Raw genomic sequence first — 12,904 nt, forward strand, 5'->3', positions numbered from 1 at the left:
GCTGTCGGGTCAGGCCGGGCAACGGGAGCTCCGGGGCTCATCGCCCGTAGGTGCTTCCGCAGATGTCCGCCTCGGGGCTGCCCGGCTTCCATCCTCCGTACCTGCGGCCGAGCGCGCACACGTCCGCGTTTTTCGGGAACACCTCGGAGACGGCCGGCGGTACCTCCACGCGCGCGCCGGGACGGGTCCGCTTCGGGTGCCGGCCCGCGGGCGGGCGGTGCGGGACGGCCGACAACGCCGCGCCGGGGTCCGGCCGGGGCGCGCGGCCCGGGGGCACGATGGACGGCGAGGAACGGGCGGAGGGGCGGACCATCTCCAGCGCCTCCCGTGCCGGAGCCTGGACGTCGTGGGGCTCCGCGCTCCCGTCGGGGCGCGGAGCCGACGGAAGCGAGGGTGCGGGCGGCGGGCCGGAAACGGGCGGTCGCTGGACGGTCACACACCCGGTGAGGGCCGAGACGGCCACGGTGACCAGGAGCGCTGCGGTCGTCGTCGTTCGATGCACCCGGGCAACTCTGCTGGGTCGGGACCACTTTGGGGAGCGGACAGGCGCAGGATGCCCCGCACGGGTGATCTCCGGCCCCGTCCGGGGGGGCGCGGACCCGCCCTGGGTGACGTCAGTCCCCGGTGGCCCCGTCGATCCGTTCGCGGATCAGGTCGGCGTGGCCGTTGTGGCGCGCGTACTCCTCGATCATGTGCGTGTAGATCCAGCGCAGGCTGAAGGGCTCTTCGGTGAACCTGCTCCGGCCTTTGGAGAGGTCGTCCAGGCCGAAGCCGGCCGCGTGGCGCCGGGCGGTCTTGATCTCGGCCTGCCAGGTGGCGTAGGCCTCTGCCCAGGTGTCGGCCTCGGTCAGGTGGAACTCGCCGTCCCGGTCCTCGTCGCTGAAGTAGATCGGCCCCGGGTCGTCACCTTGGAGGACCTTGCGGAACCAGCCGCGCTCCACCTCCGCCATGTGCCGTACGAGCCCCATCAGGGAGAGCTCGGACGGTGCCGCCGAGGCCGTCCTGAGCTGGGCGTCGGTAAGACCCTCGCACTTCCAGGCGAGTGTGCGGCGGTGGTAGTCGAGCCAGCCTTCCAGCATGGTGCGTTCGTCGGCGTTCTGGGCGGGTTCACGGCGCTCAAGGGTCATGCCGGCATCCTGTCCCAGCCGCCCACACCGCCTCCAGACATTTTCCGCGGCGGCCCGTCAGCGGAGCATGCCGTCGAGCAGTTCGCGCAGGCCGGTGCGCACGTCGTCCAGGGTGGGCACGCCCGCGGTGAAGGACCCGGCCACGCACGAGAACATCAGCCCGTCCAGCCAGGCCACCAGTGACAGCGCGTGGCGCGCGGGCTCCGTCGAACCCATGGCCGTGACGAGGGCGGTGAGCTGGTCCCGGAAACGGGCGCCCGCCGCGTCGAAGTGCCGCCGCAGTTCGGGCCGACGCGTGGCCTCCAGGGCCAGCTCGTAGCGGGCGAGGGTCAGCGCGCGGTTGCGGGTCAGGGAGCGGTGGGTGGCCAGGGCCAGGCCGTCCACCAGGTGGCCGAGTCCGCTCCCGGGGCCGGGCATCTCGTGCACCGCGAGCACCCGTGCCTCCCGGTCGGCGAGGCGTCGTACCGCGAGCTCCAGGAGCGCCAGGCGGCTCCGCGCGAGGTTCGAGGTCGAGCCCTGGGGCAGCCCCGCCGCCTCGTCTACCGCCCGGTGCGTCAGCCCGCGCATACCGCGCTCGGCGAGCAGGGCGAGCGCGGTGTCGGCGACGAGATCGGCGCGCGGGGCGCCCGTGGTGCGTGCGGACATGAAGGTCAACCTACCCGTGCGACTACATCCGTAGTACCGTCGGCTCATCGCGTCACTACATATGTAGTGGTTGCTGGGTTGATCGCCGACGCTCTCAGGAGGAGCCATGGCACAGTCGTCGCGCGCCGTCGTCATCGGCGGCGGCATCGGAGGCCTCACCGCGGCCGTGGCGCTCCACCAGCGCGGGCTGCGGGTCACCGTGCTCGAGCGGGCCCGCTCCCTCGAGCCGGTCGGCGCGGCGATCGCGCTCTCCCCGAACGCCCTGCGCGCTCTGGACGCGATCGGCATCGGCGACGAGATCCGTGACCTGGCCGCATGGCAGGGCGACGGGGGGCTGCGCATCCCGCGCGGGCGCTGGCTCTCCCGCACCAGCGCCGCCGCCGCGGCCGCGCGCTTCGGGGGCCCGCTCGTCCTGCTGCACCGGGCCACCCTCATCAACAGCCTGGCCGCCCGCATCCCGTCGGGTGCGATCCGTACGACCGCCGCCGCGAGGCTCGCCGACCCGGGCGACGCCGAACGCCCGGCCCGCGTGACCACCTCGGGCGGTGAGTTGGAGGCCGACCTGGTCGTGGCCGCCGACGGCGTTGGCTCCGGCGTACGCCGGACGCTGTTTCCCGACCACCCAGGACCCGTCTACTCCGGATTCACCACCTGGCGGGTCGTGATCCCGCTGCCCGGCGTGGAGTTCGCCTCCCACGAGACGTGGAGCCGTGGCTGTATCTGGGGCACGCATCCACTCAAGGACGGCCGGGTCTACGCGTACGCCGCGGCCGTCGTGCCCGCCGGGCGATGCGCGCCGGACGACGAGAAGGCCGAACTGATACGGCGCTTCGGCGACTGGCACGACCCGATTCCCGCCGTCCTCGCCGCCGCCCGCCCCGAGGACGTCCTGCGCCACGACGTCCATCACATCGCCGAGCCGCTGCCCGCCTTCCACCGCGGCCGGGTCGCCCTGCTCGGCGACGCCGCGCACGCCATGCCGCCGACGCTCGGCCAGGGTGGCAACCAGGCCATCGAGGACGCGATCGTGCTCGCCCACCATGTCGACGACCCGGCCGCCTACACGGCGGCCCGGCTGCCCCGTACGACGGCGATCACCCGCCAGGCAGTGAGGGTCGCCCGCCTCAACATGATGAGCAGCCCGGTCGGGATCGCCGTCCGCAACGCCGCGATCGCCGCGCTGTCGAAGGCGGCCCCCACACTGCTGCTGCGCGACTTCGACGACATCGCCGGCTGGCGGCCCCCGGTGGAGGACCCTCCGTTCGAGCGAATCCGGGAGTGGGGGAGGCCGTATGCTTCCGACGAGGCACCCGTCGACAATCCCTAGGAGACGTCCCCGTGAAGGTCGGCTGCATCGGACTCGGCGACATCGCGCAGAAGGCCTATCTGCCGGTGCTCGCGCTGCAGCCGGGGCTCGAACTGCATCTCCAGACCCGGACCCCCGCGACGCTGCACCGCATCGCCGACAGCCTGCATCTTCCGCGGGAGCAGCGGCACGTCGGTCTGGACGCGCTGCTCGCCCAGGACCTCGACGCGGCGTTCGTGCACGCGCCGACCGGCGCCCACGCCGAGATCGTCGCCCGGCTGCTCGAGGCGGGCGTACCGACGTACGTCGACAAGCCCCTCGCCTACGAACTCGCCGACTCCGAACGGCTGGTGCGGCTCGCGGAGGAGCGGAACGTCACGCTGGCGGTCGGCTTCAACCGGCGCTACGCACCCGGGTACGTGCAGTGCGCCGACCATCCGCGCGAGCTGATCCTGATGCAGAAGAACCGCGTCGGACTGCCCGAGGAACCGCGCACGATGATCCTCGACGACTTCATCCACGTCGTCGACACCCTGCGGTTCCTGGTGCCGGGTCCGGTCGACGACGTGACGGTACGGGCCCGGGTCGAGAACGGGCTGCTGCACCATGTGGTGCTCCAGCTGTCCGGGGACGGATTCACCGCGCTCGGCGTGATGAACCGGCTGAGCGGGTCGGCCGAGGAGATCCTGGAGGTCTCCGGACAGGACACCAAGCGACAGGTGTTCAACCTCGCCGAGATCGTCGACCACAAGGGCCAGCCGACCGTGCGGCGGCGCGGGGACTGGGTGCCGGTGGCCCGGCAGCGCGGCATCGAGCAGGCCGCGCTGGCCTTCCTCGACGCCGTCCGCGCGGGCAAGTTCCTCAGTGCCCGTGACGCACTGGCGACTCACGAACTGTGTGAGCGGGTGGTGGCTGCGGTGCAGGAGCCCCCCGTCGCACTCTGAGCGCCCGGAGGCCCTCCGCCGCGCACAGCCCGGCCAGGACCAGCAGGGCCCCGTGCACGGGCCAGTCGCCGAAGCGCACGTACGGGGTGACGCCGTGCGCGAGCGGGACGTCGTACACCGCTGACGCGCTCCGGTCGGTGCCGAGCCAGGAGCCGACGGGCTCGCCGCTCGGGCCGTAGACGGCGGAGACCCCGGTCAGCGTGGCGTGCACCATCGGGCGGCCCGTCTCCGCGGCGCGCAGCGCGGCCAGCGAGGCGTGCTGCTCCGGCGCCCAGCTGTGCTGGAACGTGGACGTGGCGGACTGGGCGAGCAGCACTTCAGCGCCGTCCTCCGCGAGATGGCGGCTCATGTCCGGGAACGCGGACTCGAAGCAGACCATCGGCCCTACGCGCAGCCCGTGCCCGACGTTCATGACCACCTGCTCGGCGCCGCGCCTGCGGTCCTCGGCGGCCGCCTTGCCGACGGAGGTGGCCCAGCCGAGCACGGACCGCGCCGGTATGTACTCGCCGAAGGGGACGAGCCGCATCTTGTCGTAGCGGTCGCCGGTCGGGCCGTCCGGACCGACGAGGACGGAACTCTTGTATATGCCGGGGTGGTCGGCGCGGCGGGCGTCGACGTTGACGAGGATGTCGGCCTTCACCAGCCGGGACAGCTGCGCGATCCGATCGGCCAGATCGGGCCGCTGCGCGAGGTCGAATCCGACACTGCTCTCGCCCCAGACCACCAGGTCCACGTGCTGCCCGGCGAGCTCACGGGTCAGCCGTTCCTCGCGGTCGAACCGCTTCATGCCGCTGCCCGTGCCGTCGACGATCCCGGGCTGGACGACGGCGATCCGTACCCGTCCGTCGAGGTCCGGTCGCGGCGACCAGACCCAGGCGGCCGACGTCGCGGCCGCCGTGGCGACGAGCCCGGCCACGGCCGGAACGCGAGACTCGCGCACCGAGACGAGTACGGCGACGGCGACGTTGACGCCCACCACCAGGAAGCTCAGCAGCCACACCCCGCCGATCGAGGCGAGCCGCAGCGCGGGTGCCACCTGCCACTGGCTCGACCCGAGCAGCCCCCAGGGGCCGCCGAGCCCCTGCCAGGAGCGCACGAGCTCGACCATCAGCCAGCCGGACGGCAGCACGACGAGGGCGGCGCCCACCCGTCTCGGCCTGGGCATCCCGCCCAGGAAACGCCGCACCAGCCACCCCCAGGGCGCCCACAGAGCGCCGAGCAGCGCGGCTATGACGAACGTGAACACGTTCAGGCTCGGGATCAGCCAGTGGTGCACGGCCACCATGAAGCCGAAGCCGCCGAGCCAGCCGTCATAGAGGGCCCGTCTGCCGGTCGGCGCGGAGCGGGCGAGAAGAATCCACGGGACCAGGGAGACGTACGCGAACCACCACCAGGACGGCGCCGGGAAGGCGAGCACCGGCAGCGAACCCGCAAGTGCGGCAGCGGTGCCGCGCCTCCAGCGGGAGGCGAGCCAGTCGCTGGAGATCGTCATTCGGCGCCTCCCTCCCTGGTGCACGTCTCCAGTGTGCGCGCCGCGGAAGATCTACGACAGGGGGCGTGGAGGCGTGCGGGGAGGGGCTCGCTCAGATACCGGCGTCCTCCTAGTGCGGGTGCGGGTGCGGGTGCGGTGTGCGGCGCCATTTCTCCTGGACGACAACTTCTCGCAGCCGCCAGCCCTCGTCGGTGCGCAGGAACGCGAACGCGTACCGGCCACCGCAGACGAAGTCGGGCTCGGACGGGCCGCCGTCCTGTCCGGCGAACCGCATGGGATTGACGTAGTCCGCCTGGACCCGGGCGGTGTCCCCGACGTCCTGGTCCAGCACGCCGAACCGCACCCGCCGGTTCACGATCAGGTGCTGGCGCATGGCGAACAGCCGCATGCTCCCCGCCAGCCAGTCGGCGACCTGCTCGGCGTCGCCCTCGACGCCGCCGGCCGAACGGTAGTCGGCGCGCCCGTCCACGGTGAACAGCCCTCGGTACGTTTCCCAGTCACCGTCGTCCACGGCCACTGCGTACTCGGTGACGAGGCCGTCGACTGCCAGCCGGTCCATCATGGTGGCGAGCTGCACACGCTGGGTCATCGGCTCAGTTTTGGGGACGGAGGACGCGGAGCCAAGGGGTGTGCGGGCAGTTTCGTGCTCTGTCCGCTTCGTGCTCTGTCCGCGATACCGGAAACGTCGGCCCGATTCCGGCGGGCCGGCGTTCCGGACGGTTCCGGGAGCGTGCCGTCACCAGTCGTCGTGGTGGCGGCTGATCACTCGGATGCTGCCCACCACGGCGTCGTCGAAGAACCCTCCTCCGAAGGACCCTCCCCCGGGGAAGCCACCGTCGGAGAACGCGCCTCCGTAGTCGTTGCTGGTCGCGACGCCGAAGGTGCTGCCGTAGGGGCCGACGGTGGCGACCGGGGCGCCGTTGTTGCAGTTGAATCCGCGATAGACCTCGACGACTTTGTTGCTGTCGTTGTCGATGCTGAAGCTGTTGGAGCCCAGCCCGCTGGCGGCGACCATGCAGCCGTCCGCCAGGGCCGGGAAGGATCGCTCGTTGAAGTAGATCCTTCCCACCCGCTTGTCGCCGTGGTCGCCGTGGTCGCCGTGGTCGCCGTGGTCGCCGTAGTCGCCGTAGTCGCCGTAGTCGCCGTGGTCTCCATGGTCCGCGTTCTGCTTTCCGCGCTGGTTGTCGTCACCGCGGGGAGCGGTCGCGGGGACAGCGACCCTCTGGAGAGGCGGGGCCGCCTTGTGAGCGGGCGGAGCTGCTTTGTGAGCGGCCGGAGCCGCCCGCTTGACGGACGCGGCGGCATGGGTGGATTCGGTGGCGGACGCGTAGGTCATGCCGGTGGTGACAAGGACCGCCGCGCCCATTGCGGCGGCGCTCACGGCGATGGTGCGCGTGGACATGTCAGTTCTTTCTGTCGCAGAGACGCCGGCCGGGCAGCCGATCTGCGATGAACGTACTGATAGCCACTTTTACTTGCCTGTCGGATATGTCCGATGGGTGATGCCGCAGGACCGGTCGGGTGCAAACGCGGTGCCGACGGCGTGTCGCCGCACATCTGACGTGCCTGTCGTCCTGTCAGAAAGCGTGACGGGAACGAATTCGGCCGCAATGCGCCGCCGTTGCCCGCTCGTGGATCGTGGAGTGATCCACTTCACGTGCGCTCGGCAGAGGGAGACGCCCATGACGCGTGCCGTCACCGTGGTACGGGCGGCAGCCGGGCGGATCGGTGCTGCGACGTGCGTCCGGCTCGAGGTCGAGAGGCACTACGTGGCGCTCGCGGACGTAGGGGACGAGGCGGCTGCGGCGGACCGCGTCCGCCGGCGGTCCGCAGGCGCGCGGTGCGTCACCGTGTGGCCGGACGCCTCTGACCAGACTGACGTCGAGCCGCTCTTCGAGGTGGCCTCCGGGGAGCTGGGACCGGTGACGGGCCTGGTGAACAACGCCGGGGTGACGGGCCGGCCGGGCCGGCTCGTGGGCACGGACACCGACGATCTGCGCCGGGTCGTGGAGGTCAACCTCTCGGGGACGCCGCTGAGTTCACGCCGTGCCCCCGGACGGCATCCGCGGCGACACGGTGGCCCCGGGGTGATCGACACCGAGATCCATGCGTGCGTGGTGGGGAGGACTGTCCGCCGGAGGACCTGGAGCGGCGCGAACGGGCTCAAGGGGATCGCCCCTTGGGGCCGGTGACACGGCAACCGGATGTGGTGCACGCCCAGGGGTTGTGTGTCCTGGAGGTGGACACCAGCGGTGAGGATCCGGGTCAGCGGGCCCGCCGCATGGAGGAGTTACTGGCCGGGGCGCCCGCGGTCGGCCACCTTCCGGTGGCGGTGGCTCCGGGCGCGTCAACACGTGTTCAGGCCGCCTCGATGACCTCGCCGCGTATCGCCGCCGCCCACTCCGCGACCAACAGCTCGTACTCCGCACGCTCCTGAGCCGACAGGGAACCGCCCGCACGCAGCCACAGCGCGCGGATCCGCTCGTTCAAATCGGCGGCAGACCGTGCGGAACCAGGGCTCATGGACTCGGGGGGCATGCGGACAAGCCTAGGGGCAAGGACTGACAGCGCGCTACCGCGCGGCTACGCGCACGGTATGCGGTTGGTCACGGTCCCTGCCACGGACGGGAGTTGGAGACTTACGCCGCCGACTCCGGTGCGGTGGCCGGGTCGCCGCCGAGCCCGATCCCTGGGGCCCCGGGCCATTCCGACGCGCGGCGTCAGCCCGCGGACTCGGCCGCGTGCGGGCTGAGCGCACCCGTCGCGACCAGCGCGATGATGGCGATGCCGAGCGCGATGCGGTACCAGACGAACGGCATGAAGCTCTTGTTCGAGATGAACTTCATGAACCAGGCGATGACCGCGTAGCCCGACACGAACGCGATCACCGTCGCGAACAAGGTGGGCCCCCAGCTGACATGTCCCGTCTCCGCGGCGTCCTTGAGTTCGAACGCCCCCGAGGCGAGCACGGCCGGAACGGCGAGCAGGAAGGAGTAGCGGGCTGCCGCCTCGCGCCTGTAGCCGAGGAACAGACCGCCGCTGATCGTGGCCCCGGAGCGCGAGACGCCGGGGATGAGGGCCATCGCCTGGCAGACGCCGTAGACCAGGCCGTCCTTGGTGTTCAGGTCCTGGAGCGTCTTGCGCTGCTTCGGCGCGCGGTGCCGGCCACCCGTCTCGTCGCGCGCCGCGAGCCGGTCGGCGACACCGATGATCACGCCGACGACGATCAGCATGGTCGCCGTGACCCGCAGATCGCGGAACGGCCCCTCGATCTGGTCCTTCAGGGTCACACCGAGCACGCCGATGGGTATCGAGCCGATGATCACCAGCCAGCCCATCTGTGCGTCGTGGTCCTGCCGCATCCTCTTGTCGAACAGAGAGCGGAACCACGCCGAGACGATGTTCGCGATGTCCTTGCGGAAATAGATCAGCACCGCGGACTCCGTGCCGATCTGGGTGATCGCCGTGAAGGCCGCCCCCGGGTCCTCCCAGCCCGCGAAGGCCGCGGTCAGCCGCAGGTGGGCGCTGGAGGAGACGGGGAGGAACTCGGTCAGCCCCTGGACGAGTCCGAGGATGAGGGATTCAAGCCAAGACATGAAGTGATGGGGTCCAAGCGCTGATCGTGGAAAGGGTGACACGCACACCGGCCGCGGCTGATGTGGCGCAGCCGGCGATCAAGTGTGTCGGCGGCAGCGTAGCGCCCCGGGATGACGGTGCCGTCACCGGGGCTTTACCAACGCTTGGGGTGCCCCGTAGGCGCCGCCCGTGCCCGAGTCCAGGTCCACATGGGGAACGGTCACGTCCGTGGTGTTGACCGGCCCCTCGAGCGCCGCTTACTTTGCCATGGAGGGAAAGCGCTTGCTGCCGCCGGGTCCTCCGGAGTCACCACGCGTTGGCCAACGTCTGACGTCACGTCCGATGGAGCGCTGATCACGTTCATGCCCACAGACCGCAACGCGTCCGTAGCCGACAACGCCACCAGCCCCGATACCGCCTTGGCTCAGAGCCCGAGGGGAGCTGCGGACCCGACCGTGCATCCGGACCGGAAGTCGAACCCGCGTTCGGACCGCCGGGCATCCCGATTCGCCGGCCGTCGCGTCAGGGCCGCCCTCATCGGCACGGGCGCCATTGCCCGTGACTCCCACCTGCCCGCGCTCGCCCGGCTCGCCGAGGAGGGCGAGATCGAGATCGTCGCCGCCGTCGACATCGACGCCGACGCGGTCAAGCGGCTGTGCGTGGAGGGCGGCATCCCCCACCCGTACACCGACCTCGACCGCATGCTCGAGGAACAGCGGCCCGACCTGGTCAGCATCTGCACGCCGCCCACCCTGCACCGGGAGCAGACCGTCGCCGCACTTCGGGCCGGAGCCTGGGTGTGGTGCGAGAAGCCGCCGGTGCCGACGCTGGCCGACTTCGACGCCGTCGAGGCGGAGGAGGGCACCGACGGCGGCCCGTACGCGGCGATCGTCTTTCAGCACCGCTTCGGCTCCGGTGCCCGGCACGTCAGGCGGCTGCTCGCCGAGCGGGCCATGGGCCGCCCGCTGGTGGCGCACTGCCAGACCACCTGGTACCGCAGCGCTGCCTACTACGCCGTGCCCTGGCGCGGCCGCTGGCGGACCGAGGGCGGCGGTCCCGCCATGGGGCACGGCATCCACCAGATGGACCTCCTGCTCGACCTGCTCGGACCGTGGAGCGAGGTGCGGGCGATGGCCGGGCGCCTGGTGCACGATGTGGAGACGGAGGACGTCTCGACGGCGCTCGTGCGGTTCGAGAACGGTGCGCTCGCCACGATCGTGAACAGCGTGCTCAGCCCCGACGAGGTCAGTCGTATCCGCATCGACTGCGAGCGCGCCACCGTGGAACTGACGCATCTGTACGGCCACAGCAACGACAACTGGCGCATCACGCCCGCTCCCGACGCACCCGAGGAGGAGGTCGTGGCCTGGCGCGACTTCGGTGCGGACGTGCCGAGCTCGCACCGGGAGCAGTTGCGCGAGCTGGTCGCGAGCATGCGTGCCGGCCGGCGGCCGCGCAGCAGCGGCCCGGACGGGCGCACCAGCCTGGAACTGATCACCGCGCTGTACAAGTCCGCGTTCACCGACACGACCGTCCGCTCCGGGGACATCGGCCCCGGCGACCCGTACTACACGGCCCTGCACGGAGGCGCGCCCGGCTGGGCGCCCGTGGTGACCGAGGCGTCCGCCGCGGCGCCGAGCGAGGAGCTGTCCGCATGACCGGGACCTTGCGCATCGTGCACGCGCACGGCGATCGCATCACGCTCACCGAACCGGCCACCGGCGTCGAACTGTTCAGTTACATGTACGGCCCCGAGGCGGCCTGGGAAGCCCCCAAGCCGTATCTGCACCCGGTCCGGACGCTCGCCGGTGACGTCGTCACCGACTACCGGCCGAGCGACCACCGCTGGCACAAGGGCCTGCAGCTGACCGCCTCGCACCTGTCCGGGCAGAACCTGTGGGGCGGCAACACCTATGTGCACGGCGAGGGATATCTCGCACTGCCGGCGCGCGTCGGCTCGATGGCGCACGTCGCCTTCGACGAGGTCGACGCGGTCGGCGGCCGGGCGGTCGTCGCCGAGCGGCTCACCTGGCATCCGTACACCGGCGAGGTGTGGGCCGACGAGGAGCGCCGCATCGAGGTGCACGATGTCGACCTCGCCTCGCGGTCCTGGGCGCTGACCTGGACCTCCGCGATCACCAACCGCCGTGACGAGCCGCTGCTGTTCGGCAGCCCGACCACGGCCGGACGGGAGATGGCCGGCTACACGGGACTGTTCTGGCGCGGACCGCGCGCCTTCCGGGGCGGACGGGTCATCGGGCCCGACTCCGAGGGGCCCGGGCTGATGGGGCGGCAGGCGCCCTGGCTCGCGTACTCGGGGGAGCACGACGGGACCGACGGGCACGCCACCCTCGTCTTCGCGCACGCCCCGGAGAACGATCACCTGGGCGAGCGAGGCACGCACCCCGCCCACTGGTTCGTCCGCAATGAGCCCTTCGCGGCCGTCGCCCCGTCCTGGGCCTTCTACGACAAGCTGGAGCTGGCCCCGGGTGAGACGCTCCGACGCCGCTACCGGGTTGTGGTGGCGGACGGGGCGTGGGAGCGTGAGGAGGTCGCCAAGTACCTCGAGGAGCACCCGTGGTGAGCGCCGGGGAGTTCACCGGGCTGCCGGGCGCCGTAGCCGTCTCGCACCTGTCCGTCTACGACTGGCCCGCGGCCGACGGTGTGTGCGGTGGGACTCCCCATCTGCATCTGGCCTGCTCGGAGGCGTATGTCGTCACCGGCGGGCGCGGCACGGTGCAGACACTGACGACTTCCGGGTACGAGGTCACGCCCCTCGTGCCCGGCACGGTCGCCTGGTTCATGCCCGGCACCGTCCACCGGCTGGTCAACGAGGACGACCTGCGCATCACCGTCCTCATGCAGAACAGCGGGTTGCCGGAGGCGGGCGACGCCGTCCTCACCCTGCCTCCCGAGTACCTGACCGATCCGCAGACGTATGCCGCCGCGACCGCGATCCCGGCCGACGCGCCCGAGGAGGAGCAGGAGCGGATCGCCCGGGCCCGCCGCGATCTGGCCCTGGAGGGCTACTGGGCACTGCGCGACGCAGGGGGACCGGAGGCGCTGGCCGCCTTCCATCGGGCCGCCGCCGCGCTCGTGGGGCCGCGCCTGGCCGAGTGGCGCGAGCGGTGGCGGCGCGGGGCCCGGACCGCTGCCGCGGCCACGGGCGAGCAGCTCGGCCGCCTGGAGCGCGGTGACGTCTTCTACCTCGCCGACGCGGTCGTACAGGCCGAGCAGCCTTCCGTGTACGGGAAGTTCGGGATGTGCGGGCGGCTGAACGTGTACAAGGGAACGGCGTAGGCAGGCTCAGGGGGACGGAGCAGGAAGACCTATGCGGCGGCCGGTCCGGACACCGTCCAGCCCGGTGCCTGGGGGTGCGGTGTCAGGTCCCCGTGGCGGACTTCCTCGCGGCAGACGGAGCAGGTGACGACCGGGACGAGCTCGTTGCCGCAGCTGTGTTCGATCACCATGGGGCGACCGTCGTCCTTCCGGAGGTGACGGTCGCCCCAGGCCATGAGGGTCATCAGGACCGACTCCAGCTCCAGGCCCGCTGTCGTGGGCCGGTACTCGAACCGCTGCGGTCGCTCGCTGTACATCTTCTTCGTCAGGATTCCCGCGTCCACCAGACGCTTCAGCCGCGCGGCCAGGATGTCGCGCGGGGCACCGATGTTGCGCACGAGCTGGTCGAAGCGTCCGTTGCCGAGGCACACCTCACGCAGGACGAGCAGGGAGTACTTCTCGCCGACGAGGGTCAGCGTGTCGGCGATCGAACAGGGGCGCGGGTCTTTGGGGGCGGCCATGGGCCCAGTCTAGG

At 71.6% G+C, this 12,904-nt stretch carries 16 protein-coding genes; 7 read left to right on the forward strand and 9 right to left on the reverse strand.

Going from position 1 to position 12,904, the window contains the following annotated elements:
• Positions 1-37 precede the first annotated feature (37 nt).
• The 3 genes from ACZ3TS_RS00225 to ACZ3TS_RS00235 all read right to left on the reverse strand — a co-directional run bounded on the left by ACZ3TS_RS00225 (position 38) and on the right by ACZ3TS_RS00235 (position 1,772).
• Positions 38-502, reverse strand: a complete 465-nt coding sequence (locus ACZ3TS_RS00225) for a hypothetical protein (protein ID WP_467611733.1) — start codon at positions 500-502, stop codon at positions 38-40.
• 112 nt (positions 503-614) lie between these two features.
• The gene (locus ACZ3TS_RS00230) at positions 615-1,127 is read right to left on the reverse strand and encodes a DinB family protein (protein WP_467611736.1); all 513 of its coding nucleotides are present in this window, start codon (positions 1,125-1,127) and stop codon (positions 615-617) included.
• Between the two features lie 57 nt (positions 1,128-1,184).
• Positions 1,185-1,772 (reverse strand): TetR/AcrR family transcriptional regulator, encoded by a 588-nt coding sequence (locus tag ACZ3TS_RS00235; RefSeq protein ID WP_467611739.1) that lies wholly within the window; start codon positions 1,770-1,772, stop codon positions 1,185-1,187.
• 106 nt (positions 1,773-1,878) lie between these two features.
• On the opposite strand from ACZ3TS_RS00235, the gene ACZ3TS_RS00240 reads away from it, so the two are divergent.
• Both ACZ3TS_RS00240 and ACZ3TS_RS00245 read left to right on the forward strand, forming a co-directional pair.
• The gene (locus ACZ3TS_RS00240) at positions 1,879-3,099 is read left to right on the forward strand and encodes an FAD-dependent monooxygenase (RefSeq protein WP_467611743.1); all 1,221 of its coding nucleotides are present in this window, start codon (positions 1,879-1,881) and stop codon (positions 3,097-3,099) included.
• An 11-nt stretch (positions 3,100-3,110) separates the two neighbouring features.
• Entirely contained in the window at positions 3,111-4,022 is a 912-nt protein-coding gene (locus ACZ3TS_RS00245; protein ID WP_467611746.1) for a Gfo/Idh/MocA family protein, read from the forward strand.
• Here ACZ3TS_RS00245 and lnt read toward each other — a convergent pair.
• From lnt to ACZ3TS_RS00260, 3 genes are all read right to left on the reverse strand, one after another.
• On the reverse strand, positions 3,940-5,514 hold the full coding sequence (gene lnt / locus ACZ3TS_RS00250) for an apolipoprotein N-acyltransferase (RefSeq protein WP_467611749.1): 1,575 nt from the start codon (positions 5,512-5,514) through the stop codon (positions 3,940-3,942). The genes ACZ3TS_RS00245 and lnt overlap by 83 nt on opposite strands.
• A 109-nt stretch (positions 5,515-5,623) precedes the next feature.
• Positions 5,624-6,103, reverse strand: a complete 480-nt coding sequence (locus ACZ3TS_RS00255; protein WP_467611752.1) for a nuclear transport factor 2 family protein — start codon at positions 6,101-6,103, stop codon at positions 5,624-5,626.
• 147 nt (positions 6,104-6,250) lie between these two features.
• The gene (locus tag ACZ3TS_RS00260; RefSeq protein ID WP_467611755.1) at positions 6,251-6,916 is read right to left on the reverse strand and encodes a hypothetical protein; all 666 of its coding nucleotides are present in this window, start codon (positions 6,914-6,916) and stop codon (positions 6,251-6,253) included.
• 280 nt (positions 6,917-7,196) lie between these two features.
• Here ACZ3TS_RS00260 and ACZ3TS_RS00265 point away from each other — a divergent pair, with 280 nt between their 5' ends.
• Positions 7,197-7,706, forward strand: coding sequence for an SDR family NAD(P)-dependent oxidoreductase (locus ACZ3TS_RS00265; protein WP_467611758.1), 510 nt, complete (start codon positions 7,197-7,199; stop codon positions 7,704-7,706).
• Complete coding sequence (locus tag ACZ3TS_RS00270; protein ID WP_467611761.1) at positions 7,625-7,951, forward strand: phosphotransferase-like protein; 327 nt, start codon at positions 7,625-7,627, stop codon at positions 7,949-7,951. The genes ACZ3TS_RS00265 and ACZ3TS_RS00270 overlap by 82 nt, the downstream gene beginning before the upstream one ends.
• Here ACZ3TS_RS00270 and ACZ3TS_RS00275 read toward each other — a convergent pair.
• Positions 7,873-8,052, reverse strand: coding sequence for a hypothetical protein (locus tag ACZ3TS_RS00275; RefSeq protein WP_467611764.1), 180 nt, complete (start codon positions 8,050-8,052; stop codon positions 7,873-7,875). The genes ACZ3TS_RS00270 and ACZ3TS_RS00275 overlap by 79 nt on opposite strands.
• A gap of 182 nt (positions 8,053-8,234) precedes the next feature.
• Positions 8,235-9,110 (reverse strand): undecaprenyl-diphosphate phosphatase, encoded by an 876-nt coding sequence (locus ACZ3TS_RS00280; RefSeq protein WP_467611767.1) that lies wholly within the window; start codon positions 9,108-9,110, stop codon positions 8,235-8,237.
• A 342-nt stretch (positions 9,111-9,452) separates the two neighbouring features.
• Here ACZ3TS_RS00280 and ACZ3TS_RS00285 point away from each other — a divergent pair, with 342 nt between their 5' ends.
• From ACZ3TS_RS00285 to ACZ3TS_RS00295, 3 genes are read left to right on the forward strand one after another with little or no spacing between them, the layout of a single operon-like run.
• Entirely contained in the window at positions 9,453-10,748 is a 1,296-nt protein-coding gene (locus tag ACZ3TS_RS00285) for a Gfo/Idh/MocA family protein (protein WP_467611770.1), read from the forward strand.
• Positions 10,745-11,674 (forward strand): DUF6807 domain-containing protein, encoded by a 930-nt coding sequence (locus ACZ3TS_RS00290; protein WP_467611773.1) that lies wholly within the window; start codon positions 10,745-10,747, stop codon positions 11,672-11,674. The genes ACZ3TS_RS00285 and ACZ3TS_RS00290 overlap by 4 nt, the downstream gene beginning before the upstream one ends.
• Positions 11,668-12,390, forward strand: coding sequence for a cupin domain-containing protein (locus ACZ3TS_RS00295; RefSeq protein ID WP_467611776.1), 723 nt, complete (start codon positions 11,668-11,670; stop codon positions 12,388-12,390). The genes ACZ3TS_RS00290 and ACZ3TS_RS00295 overlap by 7 nt, the downstream gene beginning before the upstream one ends.
• A gap of 29 nt (positions 12,391-12,419) precedes the next feature.
• Here ACZ3TS_RS00295 and ACZ3TS_RS00300 read toward each other — a convergent pair whose 3' ends face one another.
• On the reverse strand, positions 12,420-12,890 hold the full coding sequence (locus tag ACZ3TS_RS00300) for a winged helix-turn-helix transcriptional regulator (RefSeq protein ID WP_467611779.1): 471 nt from the start codon (positions 12,888-12,890) through the stop codon (positions 12,420-12,422).
• Between the last annotated feature and the right edge of the window lie 14 nt (positions 12,891-12,904).

The sequence above is a fragment of the Streptomyces sp. NPDC022910 genome (genome assembly GCF_055561075.1).

Bases quoted from the DNA above. Each gene is read 5' to 3' on its own strand.
- lnt (WP_467611749.1), bottom strand. From the start codon at position 5,514: ATGACGATCTCCAGCGACTGGCTCGCCTCCCGCTGGAGGCGCGGCACC.
- ACZ3TS_RS00275 (WP_467611764.1), bottom strand. From the start codon at position 8,052: ATGCCCCCCGAGTCCATGAGCCCTGGTTCCGCACGGTCTGCCGCCGAT.
- ACZ3TS_RS00290 (WP_467611773.1), top strand. From the start codon at position 10,745: ATGACCGGGACCTTGCGCATCGTGCACGCGCACGGCGATCGCATCACG.
- ACZ3TS_RS00230 (WP_467611736.1), bottom strand. From the start codon at position 1,127: ATGACCCTTGAGCGCCGTGAACCCGCCCAGAACGCCGACGAACGCACC.
- ACZ3TS_RS00280 (WP_467611767.1), bottom strand. From the start codon at position 9,110: ATGTCTTGGCTTGAATCCCTCATCCTCGGACTCGTCCAGGGGCTGACC.
- ACZ3TS_RS00235 (WP_467611739.1), bottom strand. From the start codon at position 1,772: ATGTCCGCACGCACCACGGGCGCCCCGCGCGCCGATCTCGTCGCCGAC.
- ACZ3TS_RS00240 (WP_467611743.1), top strand. From the start codon at position 1,879: ATGGCACAGTCGTCGCGCGCCGTCGTCATCGGCGGCGGCATCGGAGGC.
- ACZ3TS_RS00285 (WP_467611770.1), top strand. From the start codon at position 9,453: ATGCCCACAGACCGCAACGCGTCCGTAGCCGACAACGCCACCAGCCCC.
- ACZ3TS_RS00265 (WP_467611758.1), top strand. From the start codon at position 7,197: ATGACGCGTGCCGTCACCGTGGTACGGGCGGCAGCCGGGCGGATCGGT.
- ACZ3TS_RS00300 (WP_467611779.1), bottom strand. From the start codon at position 12,890: ATGGCCGCCCCCAAAGACCCGCGCCCCTGTTCGATCGCCGACACGCTG.
- ACZ3TS_RS00255 (WP_467611752.1), bottom strand. From the start codon at position 6,103: ATGACCCAGCGTGTGCAGCTCGCCACCATGATGGACCGGCTGGCAGTC.
- ACZ3TS_RS00260 (WP_467611755.1), bottom strand. From the start codon at position 6,916: ATGTCCACGCGCACCATCGCCGTGAGCGCCGCCGCAATGGGCGCGGCG.